Source organism: Fibrobacter sp. (genome assembly GCA_024398965.1).
In the GTDB taxonomy this organism is placed as follows: domain Bacteria; phylum Fibrobacterota; class Fibrobacteria; order Fibrobacterales; family Fibrobacteraceae; genus Fibrobacter.
Genome location: JAKSIF010000007.1, coordinates 83,866 through 108,941 on the forward strand (window position 1 = coordinate 83,866; position 25,076 = coordinate 108,941).

15 protein-coding genes are annotated in these 25,076 nt (G+C 50.0%); 12 read left to right on the plus strand and 3 right to left on the minus strand.

What is annotated here, in order from left to right; genetic code table 11:
* The first annotated feature begins 64 nt into the window (after positions 1–64).
* The 3 genes from MJZ26_05090 to MJZ26_05100 all read left to right on the plus strand — a co-directional run bounded on the left by MJZ26_05090 (position 65) and on the right by MJZ26_05100 (position 4,253).
* A complete protein-coding gene (locus tag MJZ26_05090; protein ID MCQ2105150.1) occupies positions 65–1,240 on the plus strand; it encodes a mechanosensitive ion channel family protein in 1,176 nt (391 codons plus the stop codon).
* Positions 1,241–1,390: 150 nt separating this feature from the next.
* Entirely contained in the window at positions 1,391–2,668 is a 1,278-nt protein-coding gene (locus tag MJZ26_05095) for a fibrobacter succinogenes major paralogous domain-containing protein (GenBank protein MCQ2105151.1), read from the plus strand.
* A 568-nt stretch (positions 2,669–3,236) separates the two neighbouring features.
* Complete coding sequence (locus MJZ26_05100) at positions 3,237–4,253, plus strand: Rpn family recombination-promoting nuclease/putative transposase (GenBank protein ID MCQ2105152.1); 1,017 nt, start codon at positions 3,237–3,239, stop codon at positions 4,251–4,253.
* A gap of 75 nt (positions 4,254–4,328) precedes the next feature.
* On the opposite strand, the gene MJZ26_05105 is transcribed toward MJZ26_05100, so the two are convergent.
* From MJZ26_05105 to MJZ26_05115, 3 genes are read right to left on the minus strand one after another with little or no spacing between them, the layout of a single operon-like run.
* Positions 4,329–6,770, minus strand: a complete 2,442-nt coding sequence (locus MJZ26_05105; protein MCQ2105153.1) for an ABC transporter — start codon at positions 6,768–6,770, stop codon at positions 4,329–4,331.
* A gap of 39 nt (positions 6,771–6,809) precedes the next feature.
* Positions 6,810–7,418, minus strand: coding sequence for a hypothetical protein (locus MJZ26_05110; protein MCQ2105154.1), 609 nt, complete (start codon positions 7,416–7,418; stop codon positions 6,810–6,812).
* Positions 7,415–8,386: a YihY/virulence factor BrkB family protein gene (locus tag MJZ26_05115; GenBank protein ID MCQ2105155.1), complete on the minus strand. Its 972-nt coding sequence runs from the start codon at positions 8,384–8,386 to the stop codon at positions 7,415–7,417. Before MJZ26_05115 ends, MJZ26_05110 begins: the two co-directional genes overlap by 4 nt.
* Before the next feature lie 307 nt (positions 8,387–8,693).
* Here MJZ26_05115 and MJZ26_05120 point away from each other — a divergent pair, with 307 nt between their 5' ends.
* The 9 genes from MJZ26_05120 to MJZ26_05160 all read left to right on the plus strand — a co-directional run bounded on the left by MJZ26_05120 (position 8,694) and on the right by MJZ26_05160 (position 25,008).
* Positions 8,694–11,483 (plus strand): DUF5010 C-terminal domain-containing protein, encoded by a 2,790-nt coding sequence (locus MJZ26_05120; protein ID MCQ2105156.1) that lies wholly within the window; start codon positions 8,694–8,696, stop codon positions 11,481–11,483.
* A gap of 278 nt (positions 11,484–11,761) precedes the next feature.
* Positions 11,762–14,470, plus strand: coding sequence for a T9SS type A sorting domain-containing protein (locus MJZ26_05125; protein MCQ2105157.1), 2,709 nt, complete (start codon positions 11,762–11,764; stop codon positions 14,468–14,470).
* Between the two features lie 76 nt (positions 14,471–14,546).
* Positions 14,547–16,469: a GDSL-type esterase/lipase family protein gene (locus MJZ26_05130; GenBank protein ID MCQ2105158.1), complete on the plus strand. Its 1,923-nt coding sequence runs from the start codon at positions 14,547–14,549 to the stop codon at positions 16,467–16,469.
* Positions 16,470–16,476: 7 nt separating this feature from the next.
* Positions 16,477–18,300, plus strand: coding sequence for a GDSL-type esterase/lipase family protein (locus MJZ26_05135; protein ID MCQ2105159.1), 1,824 nt, complete (start codon positions 16,477–16,479; stop codon positions 18,298–18,300).
* Positions 18,301–18,469: 169 nt separating this feature from the next.
* Positions 18,470–19,417 (plus strand): TIGR02147 family protein, encoded by a 948-nt coding sequence (locus MJZ26_05140; GenBank protein ID MCQ2105160.1) that lies wholly within the window; start codon positions 18,470–18,472, stop codon positions 19,415–19,417.
* Positions 19,410–21,605, plus strand: a complete 2,196-nt coding sequence (locus MJZ26_05145) for a right-handed parallel beta-helix repeat-containing protein (GenBank protein ID MCQ2105161.1) — start codon at positions 19,410–19,412, stop codon at positions 21,603–21,605. Before MJZ26_05140 ends, MJZ26_05145 begins: the two co-directional genes overlap by 8 nt.
* A 61-nt stretch (positions 21,606–21,666) precedes the next feature.
* A complete protein-coding gene (locus MJZ26_05150; GenBank protein ID MCQ2105162.1) occupies positions 21,667–21,963 on the plus strand; it encodes a hypothetical protein in 297 nt (98 codons plus the stop codon).
* 76 nt (positions 21,964–22,039) lie between these two features.
* Entirely contained in the window at positions 22,040–23,593 is a 1,554-nt protein-coding gene (locus MJZ26_05155) for a carboxypeptidase M32 (protein ID MCQ2105163.1), read from the plus strand.
* A gap of 131 nt (positions 23,594–23,724) precedes the next feature.
* The gene (locus MJZ26_05160) at positions 23,725–25,008 is read left to right on the plus strand and encodes a serine hydroxymethyltransferase (protein ID MCQ2105164.1); all 1,284 of its coding nucleotides are present in this window, start codon (positions 23,725–23,727) and stop codon (positions 25,006–25,008) included.
* Positions 25,009–25,076: the final 68 nt, after the last annotated feature.

The following is a 25,076-nucleotide window of genomic DNA, read 5'->3' on the forward strand; positions in this document are numbered from 1 at the left end:
AATTTATTCATTTCTAGGCTAGAGCAGACTGTTTGGGGTGTTTTCATTTTTGTATTTTAGGGGCATGAACTTGAATTTTGTAATCTTTTTAAGCATAGTTCTCGTTGTTCTTTTGCTTTGCATGTTCGTGGTGAATCCTATTGCCCGAAAAATTGCAGAAAAGACTCCCAACAAGTTTGACGATCTCCTTGTAGAAAAACGGTTCTTTTCTAGGGCTTTGCAGCTTGTTCCTGCAACGATTTTTAGCGCGGCCTTTGCCCGCTTTGTAGAACAGCAGTCCCTTGTGTACGATATTTGTACCCGTGTTTCTGCAGTATGGTTTGCCCTGATTGCCTTTGCTGCGGGAAGTTCCTTCTTTGATGTGGTCGAAACCTTGAACGACCAGAACCAAAGACGAAAGAACAAGTCTTTCCACGGAACATTCCAGGCGGTTAAACTGATTTTGTTCTGCGTTTGTGCCATTGTTGTCATATCGCAGGTCATTGGCAAGAGCCCCGTATTTATACTCTCTGCTATGGGTGCCGCCGCAACCATCTTGATGTTGATCTTTAGGGATTCCATTCTGGGCGTAGTTTCGGGTATCCAGATTAATTTGTCTGACTTGCTCCGCAAAGGGGATTGGATTGAGATTGAACGTCACCATACTGATGGTACGGTCATCGACATTACGCTTACCTCTGTGAAAATCCGTAACTGGGACAAGACCATCTCGGTAATTCCTGCTTATGACCTCATTACCAACAGTTTCAAGAACTGGCGCGGAATGGAAGAATCCGGCGGTCGTCGCATTAAGCGTTCGCTCTTCATTGACCAGCAGAGCATCCGCTTCTTGACAGAAGAAGAAATCGAACGATTGTCTAAGATTGAAATCTTGAAACCCTACATGGATGAAAAGCGCGTAGAGTTGGCTTCGGAATTTACCGCCAAGTATGGCGAAGGTGCTGTGCCTACGGAGCTGGACATGGTGAACAGTCGCCACATGACTAACATCGGAACTTTCCGCGCCTATTGTACCGCTTATTTGCGCTCTCTAAAAAATGTGGCGCAGGACATGACCTTGATGACACGCCAGCTGGCGCCAACTCCTGAAGGCTTGCCTCTTGAAATTTATGCATTCGCCAATGTGACCCAGTGGGTGGCCTATGAAACAATTCAGGCGGATATCTTTGACCACCTGATTGCAGTGCTTCCGGAATTTGGCCTTAGTTTGTTCCAATACGTGGCTTGGACGCGGAAGTAGTTGCCACATTTGCAGAGCATTTTTCTTTTCCAACGGGCTGAAATTGTCTCCTATGATTCCTGTCACGGGCAAGAACCTGTAAATTAAGTTATACTTGAAATGTTGATGCATGGTGCGAGTATGTAAACCTGGCCCCAGGGAGTAGATTCGATGAATGGGAAAATTTTTGGAAATAGTCTGGTTAAGGCGGGCTTTGTAGCTTTTGCTTTGGCTTTGGGCCTTGCCGCATGTGGCGACGGCGAATCTTCAAACGGACCGACTAATAACCATGAGGACACAAACATTTCTTTTGTTGGTTCTGAAGATGATTTGCCCAGTTGTACAGAAAGCAGGGATGGTTTCGTAAACTTTATAGACGGGACGAAGGAAGGCTTTGTTTGCAAGGATCGTAAGTGGGTTCATTACGATATGATTGCTGACGTTGAAGAAAATCTGCCTGGCTGTACTGGCTCAAGAGAAGGCCTGTCAGCTTACCTTTATGAAGAAGACCGCGAGTTGAATTGCGTGGAAGGCTCCTGGGATGTTGTTGGCGAGGTTGCAAGCTCCTCTTCCAGTGTCATCCTGAGCGATAGCGAAGGATCTAGCAGTTCTTCTGCAAAGAGTAGCAGCTCTGTAGCCTCTTCAAGTTCCGTAACATCCTCTTCTTCTGTCGCAAGTAGTTCTTCTTCGAGTGTCATCCCGGGCACCGACCCGGGATCTTCTTCCTCTTCCAGCGTCATTCAGAGTTCGTCGAGCGAAGGAACTAGCATCAAGGATGGAAGTAAATACGATGCGTCGGCAAATACCTTGACCGACCTCCGCGACAACAAAATCTACAAGACCGTCACCATCGGCACCCAGACATGGATGGCCGAGAACCTGAACTACGCATACACTGGCGTGAAGTACAAATACATCAGTTACACTTCCGATTCCACCAGTTGGTGCTACGAAAACAAGGCTTCCAACTGCGACAAGTACGGTCGCCTTTATACCTGGAGTGCAGTGATGGATAGTGCTGCCCAGTTCAATGTAAATGCGGGAACCAAGTGTGGCTATGGCAAGACCTGTACCCCCAATAGCCCCCACCGCGGCATTTGCCCCGAAGGCTGGCATGTGCCCACGGACGAGGAGTACAGTACTCTGTACACCTACATCGGAGGTTCCGACACCGCTGGTTCGTTGTTGAAATCCACCAGTGGCTGGGATGATTATTACGGCAAGAGCGGTAACGGTACCGACAAGTATGGCTTCTCGGTGCTCCCCGCCGGAAGCAGGAGCGAACATGGCAGTTTCAGCTATGAGGGCTGCTACGCCCTCTTGTGGTCTGCTTCTGAGAAATTTAGCAGCTACGCGTGGTACCAGTACTTCGGCTACGATTACGACTACGCAGGCCAGTACAACATCTACAAGGACAACGGTCGAAGTTTGCGTTGCCTCAAGGACTAAAGCGATGGTGACCTTTGATCACTTAGTGCTTTAGCACTTATGTGATTCATGGCCCCCTTTAGGGGGATGTTGCGCAGACAAACATGTTTGTCTGCATAACCGAGCCTGAGCGTAGGCGCTTTAGCACCCTCGAATTAGGCATTGCGTAAGCCAAGCCTAATAGCGGCCTAGGCTAGGTGAACGAAGTATTTCCTGTCTATTGACATATCCGTCAAATAGATTTATATTCTCCTTGACATTCGATAATCCGTCTGATAGTGGTGTGAAGTTTTTGCAGACACGCTGGCTTCCGAGTCCCAGGGCGGCAGTTGCATCGTTTGGCATTAGCGGTAAAAAAAGCAGGATTTGGGTCGGTGAGTAACGCGGCTGACTAGGGGAGTGGGCCTCCGCCTGCGAAATGCCAAGCACATCCTCGGTAGATAATACCGAATTTCACAAAAAATGTTGTTATGCCAATGCACGTTATGCGTGTATTGGTTCTGCGTATCGTTCCTAGAAATCGCATCAGGTTTCTGGGTGTGATATGTTGTCTTAAATCCTTAAAATTTCAAACCCTAATGAGGTAAAAATGAATAGAAACCAGTATGCAAAAATGATGCAGGATATTCACGAAACCCGCATCGCTGGTGGCGACGTCGCCGCCTGTATTACCAAATATCGTGAAATGTACAAGTATGTTTATGTCTATAACGATTCGTGCTTCAAGAAAATTTTTGGAGCCATTGAAAACAGGGGGCTGGCCGCCAGTTTCCTGAATGCAATCCTTAATCTGGAAGGCCCTAGGTGCATCGGCAAGTTGGATTTTATCGATCCTTCTGTTCCTGGCGGACCTTTCGTTAAGTCGGTGACTTCGGACCTTGTTGCAGAAGATCCCGACAAGAACCGCATTGTTATCGAGGTTCAGCACAAGGGAAATTCGACCTTCAAGGATCGCCTTGTTTTCTACACGGCCTGCCACACTTTGCAGAGCAAGGTTCCTGGAGACACCTTTACCCTGCGCCATGTGGATTACATTGCCCTCCAGATGTTCGATGCGTATTCCGATAGCGAAGACTATAAGCATGTTGTGCAGTTGAAGGATCAGCATAATGTACTGTACCACGGAAAGAACGTATTGACCATTGTGGAAATCGAGAAGTTCCTGAATGGGAATTACGATACTGACGACAGTCGCTTGGCAGATTGGCTCCGCGCTATCGATCTGGTGAATAACGAGTTCAATGGTGAGGTCAAAAATCGGTATTTGGTGGACTTGCAAAACGCCGCGAAGTTGAGTAATTTTGATATGGATTACTTGCTGACGGAGGCAAAGAACATGTCTGACCACGCTTATGAACTGTCTGTTGAACGTGACGAAGCTCGCCTTGAAGGCATTGCCGAAGGACGTGCAGAAGGCATTGCCGAAGGTCGAGCAGAGGGCCGTGCAGAAGGTCGTGCGGAAGGTCGTGCAGATGGTCTTGCTGAAGCTAAGCGTTCCGCTGTAATCAAGGCCCTGAAACGCGGCAAGCTTACGGTAGATGAAATCGCCGAAGATAACGATCTGCCTCTTGAAGAAGTTCTTAAGATTCAGAAGGAACAGCCTTAAGATATCTTGAGAAAATCTTTATCTTAGTAACGACTTGAAAGTTGTAGTTCTAGCTGAGAAATCGGCTAGAATTTTTTATCTACTCAATTCCACCACGTAATCGGCGGCGTTGACGAAGTCTTGCGCATGTTCGATGGCTACGACGGTGTGTCCTGCCTCGGTTAGGCCTTTAATCAATTCCAGCAGGTGCAGGATGTCTACCTGATGGAGACCCCGGGCTGGTTCGTCAAATAAGAAAAGTGTATTGGGGGCCTTTGCGCGGGCCAGGGCGATGGAGAGACGCAAACGGGCTCGTTCACCGCCGGACATGTGGGCGGTGGATTGTCCTAAACGCAGGTAGTCCAAGCCTGTATCCACCAGAGGTTTCAGCTTGTCGGCGAAGGGTTTCATGTTGGCGAAAAGCTTGTAGGCGTTGCCAATTTCCATGTCCAGGATGTCGGCGATGGAAAGACTCTTGAATCGAATTTCAAGAACTTCGTCACGGAAGCGCTTGCCCAGGCAGACGGGACATTCCGTTTCTTCGTAGCCGGAGGGGTCCAGGATGACGCCTTCGCCCTTGCAGTTTTCGCAGCGGCCGCCTGCAGCGTGGGTTGCGAATTTGCCGGCGGCGTATCCGCGGACTTTGCTTTCGGGAAGCTTTGCGAACAGGTCTCGCAGCAGGTTTCCCATGTTGATGGCACTGAGGACTGTGCTGCGGCGGTTCCCGTGGAAATCCCCTGTGGAAAGGATGGAAAGGGCGTCGATGCCGAGGGAGGAGAATTCACCTGCCTTTGCGCGGACAGCCAGATTCTTGAACATGAGGGTGGATTTTCCGCTGCCGCTTTGGCCGGTGATGACACTGAACTTTTTCAGCGGGAAATCTGCGGAAACAGATTTCATGTCGAAGAGGGCGAAATCCTTGACAGAGATTGCTAGATCCTTCGACTTCGCTGCGCTCCGCTCAGGATGACACGGGGAGGGTCGCTCAGGATGATGTTCCGCGCGGGTTCCCTTCAAATACTTAATCCAATTTCCCGTGGGGGAGGCGGGATTCTTCAAAACTTCTGCAGCAGGGCCCATGAACAGCACTTCGCCGCCTTTTTCGCCGGCGCCAGGGCCCATTTCAATGATCCAGTCCGCCTTTGCAATAATGCCGGGATTGTGTTCGATCAAAACCAGGGTGTTGCCTCGGGACTGGACTTTCTTCAGCACTTTCCAAAGGGCGTCCACATCCGTGTGGTGGAGGCCGCTGGCCGGTTCATCCAACGCAATCAAAAGACCGTTCAAATGTCCGGTGGAAAGGCTTGCCAATCGCAGGCGCTGCATTTCACCGCCGGACAAGGTCGTGCCGGAGCGGCCTGCCGTTAGGTAGCCGATGTCCAGTTCGTTTATCGCCTCGATGCGGTCCAGCAGACTATTTAGGGTAGGGAGCAGGTTTTGTTTGATGCGTCCCTCGAAGAGGCCACGGACTTTTTTCTCCAGCAGGGAGAAAGGCGTGTTCAAAATCTCGGCCCAGGTAACGCCCTCGATGGTTGCGTTGAGAAATTCCTTTTTCAAACGCAGACCGCCACATTCGGGGCAGTCTACGTTGTTTTCTTCATCAACGTCTGCGTTCGTTCCCGTAAGGGAACTGTCCACGACGCCTTTACCTCCACAGCGGGGGCAAGCAGCCGTTCTAGAGTACGGTGAAAGATCCGTTGCGTCCAGGGCTTTTGCCATATCGGGGGTCCCGTGTTCCTTACAGCAAGGAACGGTACTGAATTCAACTCGTGCGCCGTTCTCGTCCAGCGTCAAGTGCGAATGGGTCAGTTTCAAAACTCCATCCACCGCTTCGGCGATTCGGGTTCGTGTATTTTCGCGGACAATGACGCGGTCTACGACAATGAAGAATTCCTTGGGGCAGATTTCCTTTTCTGCGTCGGTCAAGTCGGCCAGGGAATAAACCACTCCGTCAGCCATGGCGCGGGTGTAGCCCTGTGCCAAGAATACAGCGGACAACTTGTCCAGCGACTGGCCGGCGCTTTTCTTACCCGCGGCACTCTTGTCTCCTGCGACATCCTCACGACCCGTGCTCACACGGGCAAAAAACTGCAGTTTGGTTCCTTCTGGTCTGCTGGCGATCTGCTTGATGATTTCTTCGCGGCTGATACTTTCCATGGGCTTGCCGCAAACAGGGCAAGCCGGCTTTGCAAATGCGGCGAACAAGGTGCGAAGTGCACTGTCGCATTCAGAAATGCTTAAGGCGTAAGCCTTGGCGGGGGCTTCTCCGTGGCTAGGTCCAATGGCTAGGCTTGCGGATAATCCTTCGGCGCTGTCTAGGGGAATGTTCCTACGGCCGCCCAGCAGTTCGCAGGCAAAAGGCGACAATGTTTCAAGGTAACGTCGCTTGGATTCCCCATGCAAAGTGTCCAAGACCAGTGTGGATTTTCCGCAACCGGAAGGACCGCATACGACGGTAATCTTTCCCAACGGGAACTGGGCGTCCACATTCTTCAGGTTGTGGAGCCTACATCCGCGAAGAGAAATGAAATCAGACATGATTCGCCAATCGTGAAATCGTCTTTGGGACGATTTATCCTATTCCTTGATGGTGAATCTCAGTTCGCCAAAGGGAGTGCAGAAGTCCAGATTCTCCAGATTGTTCTTTTCGATTCCGGCAAACATGCGGTAGCCGCCGCCGATGGAAACTTCCAACATGCGGGTTACGCGATAGTTGAACTGGGCAGACATGTCTGCTACAAAGAAGTAGTCTTCGGGAGAGAAAGCTTCGTCGCCTCTTTCAATGATGTTGACCACGCCGCCACCTACGTTGATGGGAATGGAAATGGAAAATTCTCCCATGCGGAAAGGAGTGAGTTCAACCTGTGCGCCAAAGGCGTTGTAATTAATCAATTCGGTACCAGCAACGTTATAGTTTCGGACGTCGCTGGCGATAAAGGAAGCCCATACGCCGGTTGCCAGCAGAGGGTTCCATTCGATGCCGATGCGAAGATTTATGAAAATGGTGCCGTCGTCGGCAATCATGGAGTTTCCTCCGCCAAAGCCCAGGTAGGCGGACCAGCCGTCATTCTGCTTTTCTTCGGGAGTGAAGCTTCTTGATCTCAGCTCTGCATTAGCGGAAGTGGTTGCAACGAGAGCCAGGACGAGAGCTGCCAAGGCAATTTTAACGTTCAAAAACTTTCTCATAAATCCTCCGAGATGCCGAGCCAGTTCCAGTTGTGCTTTCCGGCTTCGGGCCAGTTACAGATTGCCCATACAAGGCTGTTTCCGCACAGGATGATTGCCCAGATTCCAAAAACAAGAATCAGGACCAGGGGAATGAACGCTAGGGAGCCGTAGAAAATAGACATTCTAGTCACCATGGCGGTCTGGATCAGCATCAAGATCTTTACGTAAATGTGGATTGCTGCCCAGGCCAAAACGGTAATACCCAAGGAGGACAGAACCAGCTTTTTCTTGGTGTAGTTCTTGGCCTTTTCCTTTGGCCTGGAAGGCAGGGCGTAAAGGGCGAGGAAAATCAGGAAGATGATGATTGCCTGCAGGGAAATGTTCCAGAAGGCGTTGACCAGGGTCTTCAGGACGCTGTGGTCAAAGTGCAGTTCCTCGATGAAAATGACGTTCAATGCCTTTTGTACGCTGTTCACGAAACCTGCGTATAGACCAATCAAAAGAGCGATCGCCATTAAAAACGGAGTGTAAATCTGGATTTGCTTGTACAGAGGGCGGGAAGTCTTGTTTTCCCAGACCACATTGAAATTGGACTCCAGACTGCCGAAGGCGAGGATGAAGGTTACAAACAAGCCGAGGGCGCCGATGAAACCGAGCCTTCCGATAGGAATGTTTTCGGCGTTCTTGATGATGTCTACCAGCTGCTGGGTGGGCCAGTCCAGGCCAAGCATGTCGAAAATGTGGGGAATGTAGTCCGAAATGAAGTTGCTGAAGCCGATGGCGATGGTAATGGACGTCAGGATGATCAGCAGCGGGACCACGGCCAGGAAGGTGGTGTAGGTCAGGGACGCTGCACGGGTAGGCCCGTGGAAATACAGAAAGGACTTGCCGGCGGTAACCGCAATCTTAACGGGGGTGGGGGACCTGTCGGCTAAGCCGTCAAAAATCCGTTCCCAGGAAAAATTTTTGAACCACTCGGGCATCATGGCCCAAATGTAGTAAAGTTGACGGAGTGCCTTTTGTTAAAAAAGCTTTATGAAAAATGCTCTTTTTGACCGTTTTTTAGCCAAAATGTAGACTTTCTAAACGTTTGAAAGCTTTTATTTATCTTGAATTTTGTAAAAATGCGTCAAAAATGTTGACTTTTAATAAAAATAAATGTAGATTTAGAACCATGAAGAACGTAAGTGAGTTAATAGAGCTGTGTTGTCTGTGGACTACGGGTTGTTTATTGATTCTTTTCGCTCTTTAGGATGTGAATGTAATTTAAGGGAAACCTTAAGGAGTGTGTTTATGGGTTTTGGATTGATGAAGGCTGTAATGGCCTTTGGTTTGGGCCTTGGCTTGGCTGCTCAGGCAAATGCCGCCGCCCGTCAGATGGAAAATCTTAACCGCGGCCTAGTTTCGGCCAACGTGGGTAACGGTATGCTGGTGAGCTGGCGTCTTTTGGGTACAGATGCGCCCACCACCGCTTTCAACCTCTATCGCGACGGAACGAAAATTGCCACCATTGGCGGCTCTGAACCGACCAATTACCTGGATGCCAAGGGCACCGCAACATCTAAGTATACCGTTGCCGCAGTAGTGAACGGTGTGGAAGGAACTCAGGAAGGCCTTTCCCTGGTTTATGACCAGACTTACAAGGACGGGAACAGCAAGATTTCCTTCCCCTACAAGGTTCTGAACCTGAAGGCTGCAGCTCCCGCCAACCAGACAATGCCCGACGGCAGCACTTGCGTCTACAGCATTAACGACATGAGCACTGGCGACCTGGACGGCGACGGCACGCTGGATCTGGTGATCAAGTGGGACCCGAACAATTCTAAGGATAACGCCAACTCCGGTTACTCCGGCAGCGTTTTCATCGACGGCGTCAAGCTGGATGGAACCCGCCTGTGGCGTATCGACCTGGGCAAGAACATTCGTGCCGGCGCGCACTATACCCAGTTCATGGTCTTTGACTTCGACGGCGACGGTGTTTCTGAAATCGCCATGAAGACTAGCGACGGCACCGTAGATGGAACCGGTAAGGTCATCGGCGACGCCTCCAAGGATTACCGCACGGGTAGCGGTACCATCATGAGCGGTAATGAATTCTTGACGATTTTCAACGGCACTACAGGTGCAGCCATCAATACTGTCAACTTCTGGCCTGCTCGCGGCAAGATTTCCGGTGACAATTACGGTAACCGCGACAACCGTATGCTGGCCGCTGTTGCTTACTTGGATGGAGTTCATCCCAGCTTGATTACTTCCCGCGGCTACTATACCGAGGCGTACGTTGCCGCCTACGATTTCGATGGCAAGAAGCTGAACACCAAGTGGCAGTATTCTGCATCGACTGCTGGTCAGGGGCTTTACGGTCAGGGCAATCACAACCTGAGCATCGCCGATGTAGACAACGACGGCAAGGACGAAATTATCTGGGGCGCAGGCGCTTTGGATCACGACGGTACTTTTATGTATCGCACGGGCCTTGGTCATGGTGACGCCATGCACGTGTCCGACATGGATCCGGATCGCCCGGGTCTTGAAGTTTGGGACGTTCACGAAGAAACTAACGCTGCTTACAGCGATGAACTTCATACCGCCGAAGGCGGCAAGATTATCTGGGGCACCAAGCAGACCGGTGGCGACAACGGTCGCGGTCTGGCTGCAGATTTGGATTCCACCAACCGCGGTTTTGAAATGTGGAGCTACGCCAGCGGTGCCATTTATAGCGCCACCGGCAAAAAACTTTGGGACGTCCTCCCGTCCCAGAATTTCCGCATCTACTTTGACGGCGATCTTCAGGACGAATTGCTGGACGCCGTGGGTTCTCCCAAGGCAGGCACTTACGCCTACAACACCGGTGGAAAAATCGACAAGTGGAATCAAAGCTCCAAGGGCATTGACCGCTACTTCAGTTTCTACAATGTGGAAGGCTCCAGCCTGAACAACTACACCAAGGCTAATCCCTGTCTGGTGGCGGATATTCTGGGCGACTGGCGCGAAGAACTGATTACCCGTTCCGGCTCCGACCAGAACAAGATCATCATTTTCTCCACTGCGGTGACTTCTCCTCATCGCGTCTATACCTTGATGCATGATTCCCAGTACCGTCTGGGCATTGCTTGGCAGAATGTGGCTTACAACCAGCCGCCACACCTGAGCTATTACCTGCCGGATAACGTGGGCAAGAACCTGAAGCAGCCCAGCCTTTATACCGTTGGCAAGGGTGGCGCTGTGGTTTACCCGAATAGCTCTAGCAGTTCCGTGACTCCCGCTGTTTCTAGCTCTTCTGTCACTCCGGCCGAGTCTTCTTCCAGCGTTGTTCCGGCTTCCAGCTCCAGCGAAACTCCCGCCGTGTCCAGCTCCAGCAAGACTTACGTCACCGCTTTGGACGCTTCCGCTCCGGATGAAGGCGCAGGTGTCTTTGAAAATACCAACGCCGGCTGGCAGGAAAAGGGCTATTACAACTTCGACAATAGTACAGAAAGCTTCGGTACATGGAATATCTATTCCAAGTCCGCTACAGAAGCTACCTTGACTATCCGCTATGCTAATGGCGGCAAGGCTGAACGCAACATGAATCTTACTGTCAACGGAGAAAAAGTTGGCGAAGTGAAGATGGACATGACCGGTGCCTGGACCACTTGGGAAACCGTGGATGTAAAGGTGATGCTTGTCGAAGGCAAGAATGTTCTGACCCTTTCCTCTATTACCGCTGATGGCGGTGCCAATGTGGACATGCTCTACTTTGACAAGGCCGACATTTGCCTCTATAGCGACTATGAATCCGGCAAAGTGAAGTTTGAGGAAGAAAATGGTGAGGATCCCTCCGCAGTTCAGAATGTGGCGAAGGTTGTCGGTTTCAATAGTTACAACGCCGTAACCGGAGTGCTGAACGTTCGTGAGGCGGGCTTTGCTGAAATCTACTACTTCGATATGCAGGGCAATATGCGAGTGGGGCACTCAGCCTACGTTCCTGCCGGCGAGTCGGTTTTCAAGGCTCAGACTGATATGCTGCCTAAGGGAGTTTTCTTTGTGAAGGTTAGGCTGAACGGTCGACTGGTGGCTCAAACTAGAATGTCAAACCCCTAGTTAATGTATCGTCCAACTTGGAATATGAATCTATGTGAATTGGGTAAAAAAAGTCAACATTTTCCTAATGGCTGAAATTGTGCTTGATTTTGCGTAAATTCATATTCTGATGTTGAAAAACGTTTTTTTTGCGGAAAAATAGAGGGTCTTGAAAGCTTTTCTATGGATAAAATGTCAACGATTTGAGCTTGAATTTTTGGTCGTTTTTTGCGGTATATATATACATTATAATGGTGTAAATATATCCCCGTTTTAACGAACGTGATAAGGAGCGTGTTATGGGTGCGAAATTTAGTTGTTTTAGGTCTGTTTTAGCCTTCGGTCTTGCTGCTGGCGTGGCAACCTCCGTTTACGCTGCCCCTAAGCAGATGGAAAATCTTAGCCGTGGCCTCCTGGTGTCCAATGTGGGCCAGGGTGTGTTGGTAAGCTGGCGTCTTCTTGGTGTCGAAGATCCCGCCACCGAATTCAATCTTTATCGCGATGGTGCAAAAATTGCAACTATCAAGGGTAACGAAGGTACCAACTATCTCGACAAATCCGGCAAGACAACCTCCAAGTATGCAGTTTCTGCCGTGGTTGATGGCAAGGAAGGCTCCAAGTCCGATGTTTCTGTGGTTCTTGACCAGACTGTCGCAAATACAGGTCTTTCTGTCCCTTACAAGACCATCAAGCTGCAGCCTCCTGCAAATCAGACCATGCCCAATGGTGAAGTTTGCACTTATACTCCTAACGACGCAAGCGCTGCCGACCTGGATGGCGACGGCGAATACGAAATTATCTTGAAGTGGGATCCCTCTAACGCCCACGATAACTCTCAGACCGGCTATACGGGCACCGTATTTATTGATGCCTACAAGTTGGATGGCACCCGTCTGTGGCGCATCGATCTTGGACCGAACATCCGTGCGGGCGCTCATTATACCCAGTTCCAGGTCTTTGACTACGATGGCGACGGCAAGGCTGAGATGATCGTGAAGACTTCCGATGGAACTATCGACGGCAAGGGCAAGGCCATTGGCGACAAGTCCAAGGTTTATCGCGATGGTAACGGCTTGGTTCTTACTGGAAACGAATTCCTGACTGTTTTCCGCGGTGTCGATGGTGCTGCCATTAGTACCATTAATTTCGTTCCTCCCCGCAATATCTTGAAGTCCGAAAAGGGCAAGAACGGTGCCGGTTACTGGGGCGATAACTACGGTAACCGTAGTGAACGTTACATTGCTGCAACCGCCTATCTGGATGGCGTTCATCCTAGCGCAATCTTTGCTCGCGGTTATTACACTTCTTCCTATGTTGTTGCCTACGACTTTGATGGAACCACATTAAAGCAGCGCTGGTACCACAAGTCCGAAACTCCGGGTCAGGGCCTTTACGAAGAAGGTAACCACAACATTACCACCGGTGATATCGATGGTGATGGTTTCGATGAAATTGTCTTTGGTGCTGCATCCCTGAATCACGACGGTACCTTGCGCTACCGCACTGGCCTTGGCCATGGCGACGCTGGCCACTTGGGCGACCTGGATCCGGATATCCCGGGCCTTGAATTCTTCGGTGTCCAGGAACATACCACAGCAAAGTGCACCGACGACCTTCGCGATAAGGACGGAAAGTTCCTTCATTGTAGTCCTCAGGGCGGTAACGATAACGGCCGCGGTATTGCTGCCGATATCGACTCCACTCATCGCGGCTATGAATTCTGGTCTGCTAAGGGCGGTGGACTTCACACCATCAAGGGTGAAGTCCTGGGAACTCCCGCTCTTGCTCAGAATTTCCGCATCTACTTCGATGGCGACGCATACGATGAACTGCTGGATGGCGGCTATGTGACCAAGTACGATCCCATTGCGAAGAAGGCTAATGTCTATTTCGATGGTCCGGGCGCCTTGAAGGCCGCCGGCTGCAACGGCACCAAGAATACTCCGTCCCTGGTGGCCGACCTCTTCGGTGACTGGCGCGAAGAAATGGTGCTCCGTAAGGATGGCGATCCTACCACCCTGTACATTGTGTCTACTCCGGTGACCTCTCCTCATCGCGTTTACACTCTGATGCACGATCCGGTTTACCGTACTGCAATCGCCTGGCAGAACACGGCTTACAACCAGCCGCCGCACCTCGGTTACTACCTGCCGGATATGGTCAAGAACCTGAAACAGCCCGAAATCCAGATGGTGGGCGAGCCCATTGTTTCTGTTCCCGACGAAACTGCTGACTATCCGGTTGTTAAGGATGGCAAGTCTTCCTTGGAAATTTGCAAGCCTGTAGAATTCGATGGCTTTGTATGCCAGACTGACAATGTGGGCTTCGAACAGGATGGTTTCTTCAATTTCGCAAATTCTATTTCCAGTTACGGTGTGTGGGAAATCTTCTCTCCGAAGGATGCCAAGACCACTTTGACCATCCGCTTTGCTAACGGCGGTACGGCAAACCGCAATATGGCTCTCTCCGTGAACGGTAAGTCTGCAGGTGTTGTTGAATTTGCTGCTACTGGCTGGACCACTTATAAGGAAGTTTCTGTAGATGTAGCCCTGAAGGCTGGCAAGAATACAATCAAGCTTACTTCCATGACTTCCGATGGCGGCCCCAATGTAGACCAGTTTACTTTCGCTATGGATGGCATTGAAATCTATGCCGACCAGAAGGTTCCCGAAGTAAAGGATCCTGAAACTCCGAAGGACTCTACCGAAACCCCGAAGGATTCCACGGAAAATTCCGATCCGACGGCTATTATGGGTGTACCCGCTGTTGCTGGATTTAATTCTTACAACCCTGCAACCGGCATGCTCCGAACCAATTTGGCAGGTTCCGCCGAAGTGACCATCTTCGATATGCGTGGCCAGCTGGTGGGAAGCATCTACAAGAGCGTTTCTGTTGGAATGAATTCTGTGGTTATCGATCAGGAAATGCTGCCTCAGGGCAAGTATATTGTCCGCGTCAAGGTCAATGGAAAGGCTGTTGCCAAGAACGTGTTTACAATCAAGAAATAGGGATAAATGAAATCCGCGTAGGAAACTGCGCGGTATTTCTTTGCTTAAGTTGAAATCATTTTTTTGAGTGTTCGGTATGAAAAAGAATTTCTTCAATAAGTTTTGGCAGGGTATTGTCGCTGGATCTTTGCTTGTGGCTCCAGCTACCTACGCTGGTGTAACCATCTACATGCTTGGTGATTCTACCATGCAGGACTGGGCTTCCGGTTATTACCCTAAGCAGGGCCAGGGCCAGGATTTCCATTTCTGGTTTGATAAGGCTGTCGTTGTAAATCGCGGCCAGGGCGGTATGTCCCTTGGTGGTGGTGGCCTTGACAAGAAGGGCAATACAGCCGTGGGTTACTATGATATGTTCTGGAAGCATGGTTGCACATCTGGCAGCAATTGTATTGTCGATAAGGTCCAGGCTGGCGATTATGTGGTTATCCAGTTTGGTATCAACGATGTCAGCTACAGTACCGAAGATTTCTTTGCATCCAACATGAGAAAGCTGGTGGCAGAAGCCAGGGCTAAGGGCGCCTATCCCATTATTATGAGCCCGATTCGCCGTCTCTACTACGATTCTCCGACCGCAATCCATAATAGTTATCGTGGCTATCCGGCTTTGAACCAGAAACTGTCCGAGGAACTGGATGTTCCGTTCATTGACATGAGTGAAATGGTTGCCAACTACATGATTTCCGTTGGTGAACAGTATGCCGCCCAGTTTATCTTCAACTATGCAACTAGGGATGAATACAGCAATTTGGGTAGTGACCAGGCTGACCAGGTTCATTTGCAGATGAATGGTGCTAATGCCTTTGGTCGTATCATTACCGAACAGATGCGCGCCAATAAGGATCCTATGGTCAAGAAGTTGGGCGACTACATGGCTCCCATGTATCAGGTGGACGTTAAGGTTTCTCCCGAAGGTGCTGCTGAAGCAACTTCTATCGGAGCCTACTATCCTGAGGGCATGACTGTGATGCTGAAAACCATTCCTAAGTCTGGCAAGAAGTTCCTTGGCTGGTACGATGGCAATGGAAATAAGGTCAGCGGCAATGCCGTTTCTACAGTAAAGTCTCCGTACATTTACACCTTTAAGATGGGCAATAAGTCTACGCAGTATACTGCAGTTTATGAAGGCGGTACCGCTCAAAAGTACACTGGTGATGGCAAGGCTTTGACAGCATTCCCTACAACCACACCCAAGAGCCTTGCTGATGTGACCTTTGAACCCTTTACCCCCATTGGTGGTACAACGGAAACTTCTGTTGCCGTTGACAAGAATATCAAGAAATTCTTTGATGCTGCTAAACCCGATGATCAGGGCGTTGGTTGGACTGAAAGCAATAATGCTGGATTTACAGGTGATGGCTTCTATAATTTTGACAATTCGAATAAGTCTTTTGCAACCTATAAGGTGAACTTCCCAGGTGCGGGCTATACCACTTTGGCAGTTCGCTATGCAAACGGTGGCAACACAGACCGTATGTTCAATGCGTATCTGGATCACGATTACTATGTGAGTGCACCTCCTACCGGAGGCTGGGACAAATGGGATACCGCTTATGTTGTTCTCGATGCTCCCGCGGGTGAAGCTGAACTGAAGCTTATGTCCATCACCTCTGATGGCGCACCCAATATCGACGCATTCGGCTTTAGCCTTGAAGGTGTCTGCCGTGCAGGCGACGAGAAGTGCATTGAAGCCTCTGCTCCGAAGGATCCTGAAACTCCGGAGACTCCTGAAGTTCCCGAAACTCCGGAACAGCCAACGGATTCCACTGGCGATACGACAACCTTTGTGCATGCCAATTCCTTGTTGCTGAATCAGGCGGGCTTGGCAGACATTCGTGTGTTTGATATGTCTGGCAAGCAGGTTCTTAGAACTCAGATGACTATGGGCGTTGAATTCCCGCAGCAGCAGATCGCTTCCATGATTAAGGGCTCTGGCCTTTATCGAGTAATTGTCCGTAAGGGCAATCAGATGATGAACCGCACCTTGGTCAAGACAAAGTAGGTTGAGTATGAAGTTCGCTAATGCCGCAAAATTTATTGTAGCTGCAGCCGTATTTACTGGCGTTGCAATCAGTGACTCTACGTCATTTACCATTCACGTGATTGGCGACTCTACTGTTTGTAATTACAAGGAAAGTGCCTATCCGCAAACAGGTTGGGGCCAGGTTCTCGCTCCCTTCTTTGATGATTCCCGTGTAAAGGTCATCAACTACGCCATTGGCGGCCGCAGCTCCAAGTCTTTCATCAACGATGGTCGCCTGACCGAAGTGCTGAACAACACTCAGCCCGGCGACTACATCTTCGTGCAGATGGGCACCAACGACCGCGACTACTCCAAGGCCGACCGCTACGTTCCCATTGACTCCAGTGCCTACTGGTTCCAGAAGTACGTTGATGGTGCCAAGAGCAAGGGGGCTCACATTGTGCTCATGAGCCCTCTGATGCTGAATACTTACCCGCGTAATGTGTTTGACAACAATCTTACCGATGCGTCTCACAAGGGTAAGGAATATCCTGTAAAGGATAAGATTGCTGAAGTTGCCAAGAAGAACGGCGTTCCCTTTGTCGATCTTACCACCAAGACTTACAATCTGTATAAGCAGCTCAGTTCCGCCTATATTTCCCGCTACATCTTCAAGATGTTCCTGCCGGGTGAATATCCCAATTATCCCGCTGGCGTAACCAACGACGGAACCACCCATTTCCAGGAAACAGGCTCTGTGGTGCATGCCCAGATGATTGCGGAAGGCCTGCGCGAGAACTTGAACAATTCCAGCGTGAACGCTTCCGAAAAGGCTGCCTTGACGACCTTGGTCGGAACACTCAAGCCGACTTTCAAGTTGACCGTAAAGGCAAACATTTCCGGTAGTGGCCTTATTACTCACAATCAGTATCTGCCGGGTGGTGCAGCCTTGAATCTTCATGTTTCTCCGGGCAGTTTCGGCAAGAGGTTCCAGTATTGGGCCGACGATGACTGCAATAAGGTGACTGCCGACTCCAACTACTATAAGGTGGCCATGCCGTATCGCGACATCACTTACACGGCAATTTTTGAAGGTGGTGCCCAGTGTGTTACGACCGCTCATGGTGCGGAAAATACGCCGAATCCTGGCTCTAGCTCTAGCGCCGGTGACGTAGGGCCTTCTTCTAGCAGCAGTGAGGTAGTCCGGTTTGAAATTCTGAAGGGTACGGCAGATTGGCCTAGTGTCAGCGATATGTCTTATCCGAACATTGGTGAAGATAGTCAGGGTTGGACCGAAGCAAACCATGTCGGCTTCGAAGGCAAGGGCTTCTTTAACTTTGACAACCGAATTGGCTCCTACGCAACCTACAAGATGACCTCTTATCAGTCCGCTTCCAATGCAAGAATGTTTATCCGTTACTGCAACGGTAAAACAACTGCAAGCAAGATGAGCGTCAAGGTAGACGCCAAGACTTACGAAGTGGAATTCCCGCCTAGCGGTTCCTGGGATAAGTGGGACACGGTCTATGTGGATGATGTATGGCTGGATGCCTGCGATTTCGACTTGATCATGACCTCCCTTACTTCTGATGGTGGCCCCAATGTGGACATGATCGGCTTTGACATCAAGGACGTTTATCGCATTGGCGCTGAACCTGAGGAAACTCCGGTGGAATCCAGTAGTTCCAGCAGCTCCGAAGTCGAAATTGCCCCTGGTAGCAGTTCCAGTAGTGATGATTCTGTCACTGCCATAGTAAGGCGTTATGTGCCGCAATACGAAAACCTGAAACAAGGTCGTTCTGTGAATCTTTTAGGACGAACCGTTTCTGGTTCCAAGCAGGCTCACGGTCGATATTTCAAGACTAAGTAGTTTGGAAAAATAAAACTCAGGGTGAAATTCCTTGAGTTTTTTTGATTCAAAACACTTTTTACACGGAAAAAGACCGTGTATTAAAAAATGTGGACAAAAATTTGTCTCAAAGTGTGGACTTTTAGCTATATTGTAGGGGTATAATTTACCTGTAAATATTTATTGCACGATGATTAATTTATTTGAATATCTGAACTACCGTGATTTCTTGAAAGACGCTTACGAAGAACGCCATGCTGGCGATTGGCGCTTTAGCCACCGCTATATTGCAGAGAAGGCCGACTTTGATGCATCTATGTTCAATAAGATTCTGCAAGGCAAGCGTAATCTGACGCCTCGACTTGTGTCGGTTTTTGCAGATATTTTTTGTAATGATGATCGTGAGAAAAAGTATTTTGCTGACATGGTGGCCTTCAACCAGGCCAAGAACCATTCTGAAAGCCGCCAGTACCTAGAAAAGCTGGTTGCAACTAAGGAATGCAAGGTTGAAAATGTGGCCAAGGACCAGTTCGAGTACTTCGATAACTGGTACCATGCGGTAATTCGTGAATTGGTGACTTTCTACCCCTATGTGGGAGACGATGCCGCCCTCGGTTTGATGGTGCGTCCGCCTATTACCGCCAGCCAGGTCAAGTCTTCCATTGCCCTTCTTGAACGCTTGAATATGATCAAGAAGAACGAGCAGACCGGTTTTTATGAACAGACCCAAGGCTTGATTTCCAGCGGTACGGAATCTTACAGTACCGCCGTGAATTCCTACATCCAGCAGAATTTGAAGGTTGCTCAAACTGCCATAGACCGATTTGAACGTGACGAACGCAATCTTTCCACTTTGGCTTTTGGTTGCAACGAAGATACCTATAAGGAACTTGTCGAAATGGTTCGCCGTTTCCGTCGCGAGGTCCTGGCAAAGGTAGGGCAGTGTCAAAAGCCCAATCGTGTTTTTCAACTGGGCATGCAGTTGTTCCCGTTGTCCGACCCCTATCCTCCTCCTCAGCGCCGAGGACGTAAACGCCGTATTCGCGGTGCAGAAATAAAAGACGGGGAAGGCCGCGCAGTCAATGGCTCTGGCAACGAGCCGGTCCAGGAATTGCCGGAGGAGGTGAACAATGGCTAAGATGAAAATGCTTCAATTGGCATCTGCGTCCCTTGTTTCCTTGCTGATGCTTTCAGCCTGTTCCGAAAACAGCAAGACTGCTGCCGGAGGAACCGAGGCCGAGTCTACCATCGCCCTGCAGGTTCGACTGGCTGATGGTACGGCGGCTGCAAATGCCCGTGTACGCGCCCTGCCCGAAGGCTATCTTGCTGATGGTTTGCAGTCTGCGGAATGGACTGTGGCTGATGAATCCGGCTTTGTTGAGTTCAATGACATGGAACCGGGTGCCTATATGGTGGAAGCCCGCAATTCTGATGAGTCCAAGGACGTTTCCGGTGCTGTTTTCTCTGTTGTCTTGGATTCGGCGGTTGCTCGAGCTGTAGATACACTGCAGCTAGACAGCCTTACCCGTATTGAAGGCTATGTGACACCGGGGCAGGGCCCCTCAGTCATCCGTATTCCGGGCCTGGAGCGCTTTGTGGTTCCCGACAGTTCCGGACATTTCGTGGTGGATAATCTTCCTGCTGGAAATTTTGACCTGGTAATCGAAAGCCGTTCCAACCGCGGTACGGTTAAACTTTCCGCTACTGCTGGCGAGACTGTTCCGGAGGTCAACTTGGGTAAGCCCCGCGGCTTTGCCGTAGAGGACTTTGAACGCTTTAGCGGAATTTCTGCTACGGGCGAAATCCTTGGAGATGGCTGGTGGTATACTTTGGATGCCGACGGCAAGAACATTATGCCCCTGTGGGACGAAACCTTGACTCGAACCTATTCCGGCAGCGATGGCTGTGCATCTGGTGGATGTGCCCGCACAACGAACCGTTTAGGATTCCTGCTGGGCGGTTTCGAAACGGAATATGCACTGCCTGGTCTTGAAACCCTGATGTTCTCTGCACGCGGTTCTGGAACCCTCCGTGTTTCCCTGGCCTATGGCAGTACCGACGATGCTTCTGAAAATGGCTTTGAGTACGAAGTAGAATTGTCCAAGGTATGGGAAGGCTATTCTATCGACATCTCCAAGATGAAACCTTATGGAAAGGCTTCCCTCAAGAATGTCAAGGTTAGCAGAATCGACTTTAGGGTAGGGAAGGGCGATACCCTCTTCCTGGACGATGTGTTCCTTGGCGGAATCAATGAAGAATCTCTGTCTTCTGTTGCTACAGTTGAAGATGAACTGGCTTCTGACTATCCCAAGGATTGGAAGGATCACGATGCTCTGTTAAAAGAACTTGTTGGATATGGCGTTGGTACTCGAGGTGGCGCAGGCCTTCTAGACGAAAAGGAAATCACGGGTGAAATCTGTGTGGTGACCACTACGGACGACTATATCATTGTGGAAGATACCACCAACGTAGATTCCCTTGGAAATGCTGCAACTACCGCCATCATTGCTCCGGGATCCCTTAGAGACTGTGCTTATAGGGATACCGCTTCGTGGATTATCTTTGAAAAGAGTGGTGTCTACAACCTTAGCACGCCCTTGAGAATGAAATCCAACAAGACTATCGATGGTCGCGGTCGCGATATCCGTATTACTGGCATGGGAGTTCTGACCGATGTCTCTGAGAACCTGATTTTCGAGAATTTGACCTTTACTGCCCCGACAATTGCAACCAAGGATACCAGTTCACGCAGAGCATTGTCTATTCATAATGGGACACACCATGTATGGATCGACCATTGCACCTTTGAGGAATATCCTCTGGTAGAACTGGATGTCAAGCGTGGCTCTCATTCCGTAACGGTTTCCTGGTCCCGTTTTGAAAATGCTCAGACTGGCATTCTCTTTGGCCTTCCTCCGGAATCCTTTAAGGAATCGGAACAGACCATGACCATGCACCATAACTACTTTGCCAATATGGATTGGTCTGCTGCCTTTGCACGAGCCGGCACTCTGCACGCCTATAATAACTTCTTTATGGACTTGGCACACTATGGCGTGGAATGTACTGATTCTGCCCGTTGCTACATTGAACGTAATGTCTTTAACATCGACAATACGGTGTCCCTCTATCGCCTTTGGGATGACAAGGGTGTTGCGATAGACTCTACCGTAGGTTTTGTAAAAATGGTGGACAACTGGAATGCTGTTGTCAGCGATCCCATTCTAGGTGATGCTAACGGATACAAGCCTGACTATTCCTATGAGGCAGAATCGGCTGATGCTGGGCTTGCTTGGAAAGTAAAAAAGCTGGCTGGTCCACGATAGTTGTCCTAAGGTAATAAGGAACGTCCCCACGGAGTGGGGCGTTTTTTTTATAATTCGTTGCATGAAACAAAAACTACCTGCCTTTATTCTGATGTTGGCGATGCCTTTTTCCATTATTGCCTATATCAAAGTTGCCGCCATGAGTGGCTCGGAACTTTTGGGTGTGCTGGCGGCCATGGGCCTTTACATTTTTGTGTTTATCTTGCTTGCCAAGATTTTCAATTCTCGAAATAGCGAGGGATCGGAACCAGCTCCTGCGCCTTTTGATGAAATGGAAGCTACTCGAAATTTGGCTGCTAGGCTAGGAAAGGTGGCGGATGCAGCGGCGGAAAAGAAAAATTCCGAACAGACGAAATAGAATCTTCGTTGTGGCATGCTTTTTGCATGCTTTATTTGTTTAACCCTTTTTAAAAAGGCTGATTGCCAGGTGGAATATGTCTGAAAAATTGAAGGAAGCTCTTGAACTTGTTAAGCGGACCCTTAAGGAAGTAAGAACCTATAACCAGGCTTCCTCTGTCCTGAATTTTGACCAGCAGACCATTTGTCCTTCTGCCGGTATGGAAGAACAGGGCAATATTGCCGCATTTCTTTCCAACAAGGCTTTTGCCTTGACGAAGGACTCTGCATACATTGAAGCCTGCCAATTCATTTACGATCATAGGGGAGAGCTGACCGCCGAAGTGTGCGGCGACGAAACTGCTGCGGAGTTCGACTGTGCCCTTGCAGAAAGTCTTCATCGTGATTTTGCCCGAGAAAAGAACATTTCTGCCGAGATGCAACTGGAACACTCTCAGGTCTACAACCGCGCCTTCGTCAACTGGATCAACGCCAAGAAGGCTGCCGACTTCAGTTTATTTGAAAAGTCCCTGGGCGAGGTCCGCGAAGCGCAGCTCCAGGCCGAATCCTTGAACGATGACCGCAAGGAGACCCCCTACGATACCATCTTCGACGGTTACGAACGGGGCCTTACCTGTGCCGATCTCGATGCTGTCTTCAACCGCTGCAAGGAACGCCTGGTGCCGCTTCTCAAACGCATCATGGCAAGTCCAAAGAAGATTCGTACTGACTTCATGAGCCGCCCTGTAACAGACGAGGCTCAGAAGAAAATGGCCCAGTATCTGCTGGAACTGATGGGCTTTGACTTCAGTCGTGGAGCATTTTCTACTGCAGAACATCCTTTTACAACGGAACCGGGACAAAATGACGTCCGCGTGACAACCCATTACTATCCCAATGCTTTCTACTCCAGCATGTTCAGCATCATCCATGAAGGTGGCCACGCCCTGTTCGAACAGAACCAGCCGGCGGAAAACTTCAGCCACTATATCGAGTACAACAAGACCATGGGCATGCACGAGTCCACCAGCCGCTTCTACGAAAACCGTATTGGCCGTAGCAAGGAATTCATTCACCTGATTTTCCCCAAGTGCAAGGAAATTTTCCCGGAAGTCTTCTGCGATGTGACTGAGCAGGAATTCTATGAGGCCATGAACATCGTAACGCCCAGCTTTATCCGCACCGAGGCCGATGAGTTCACCTACACCTTCCACGTCATCATCCGCTACGAAATCGAGAAACTGATCGTGAACGGAAATGCGGACGGCACCCCGGTGAACATCGCCGACCTGCCCAAGCTTTGGAACGACAAGTACGAGGAGTACCTGGGCATCCGTCCCGCAAACGATAGGGAAGGTATTCTCCAGGATGTGCACTGGACCAGCGGATTCGGCTATTTCCCCACCTACGCCATCGGCAACATGTACAATGCCATGTATTACAACAAGATGGCCACGAACTTCGACTTGCCCGCCGCAGTCCGCTCCGGGGATTTCGCAAAAATCAACGGCTGGATGAAGGAAAACGTCTGGACCCGAGCTGACCGCGAAGCCCCCAAGGATTGGCTCCGTCAAATCACGGGCCGTGAACTGACGCCCGATGACTTTTTGGATTATCTGGAAGCAAAGTATTCCGAAATCTACGAACTGTAACTTGTTGATTGTCAACGGGTTACGTGGTGTGTTTGCCGAGAATTGCCGATTTTGAGCAAAAAACGGCAAAAATCTTTAAAAAGTAGGCCTAAAATACTATCTTTGAATTTGTAATCTTAAAGGAGCTACTAATGCTTAAATCTACTCTGCAGCAGACCGATAAGGCAATCTTCGACATCATCCAGGAAGAAGCCGAACGTCAGGAATATGGCATCGAACTGATCGCCTCCGAAAACTACACCTCCAAGGCCGTCATGGAAGCTATGGGTTCCGTGCTGACCAACAAGTACAGCGAAGGCTACGTTGGCAAGCGCTACTACGGTGGTAACGAAGTGATCGACAAGATGGAAGCTCTCGCCATCGAACGCTGCAAGCAGCTCTTTGGTTGCGACCACGCAAACATCCAGCCCCTTTCCGGTTCTCCGGCAAACGCTGCTGTTTACATGGGCGTCCTCAAGCCGGGTGACAAGGTCCTTGGCCTCAAGCTCGACCACGGTGGACACCTTTCTCACGGCCATCCGGTGAACTTCTCCGGTATGCTCTACAACTTCGTCCAGTACGAAGTGGATAAGGAAACTGGCCGCATCGACATGGACAAGGTCCGTGAAATCGCTCTTAAGGAAAAGCCCCGCATGATCCTCGCTGGCTTCTCTGCATACAGCCGCAACCTTGACTGGAAGAAGTTCAAGGAAATCGCCGACGAAGTTGGCGCTCTCACCATGGCTGACATTTCTCACGTTGCTGGCCTCATCGCTGGTAAGGCTATCGAATCTCCGGTTCCTTACTTCGATATCGTCACCACCACCACTCATAAGACTCTCCGCGGTCCCCGTTCTGCAATCATCATGTGCAAGGACAAGATGATCAAGAAGATCGTCAAGGGCGAAGAAAAGGAAGTCTCCCTGCCCAAGGCAATCGACGCAGGTCTGTTCCCGGGTATGCAGGGTGGTCCCCACGACCACATCAACGCTGGTAAGGCAGTTGCATTCCTCGAAGCTCTCCAGCCGGAATTCCAGGCTTATGCCCAGAACATCATCAAGAACGCTAAGGCTATGGCCGACGAACTGATGAAGCTCGGTTACAAGATCATTTCCGATGGTACCGACAACCACCTCATGGTTGTGGACATGACTTCCAAGGGTATCGGTGGTAAGGATGCCGAAGTCGCAATGGAAAAGGTTGGCATCTCCTGCAGCCGTTCTACCATTCCGTTCGACACTCGTAAGCCCATGGATCCGTCCGGCGTACGTCTTGGCACTGCAGCCATCACTACCCGTGGCTTCGACGAAAATGATTCCCGCTTGGTTGCTCAGATCATCGACCGTTGCATCCAGAACAAGGACAACGAAGAAGGCCTGAAGGCTATCCGTCAGGAAATCATCGAACTCTGCAAGAAGCACCCGCTTTATAAGTAAGGCAAGCTTCGCGCGAAGAGCGCTAGTAAGCGCTAAAAAGACCGTCGGAACAAACCGGCGGTTTTTTA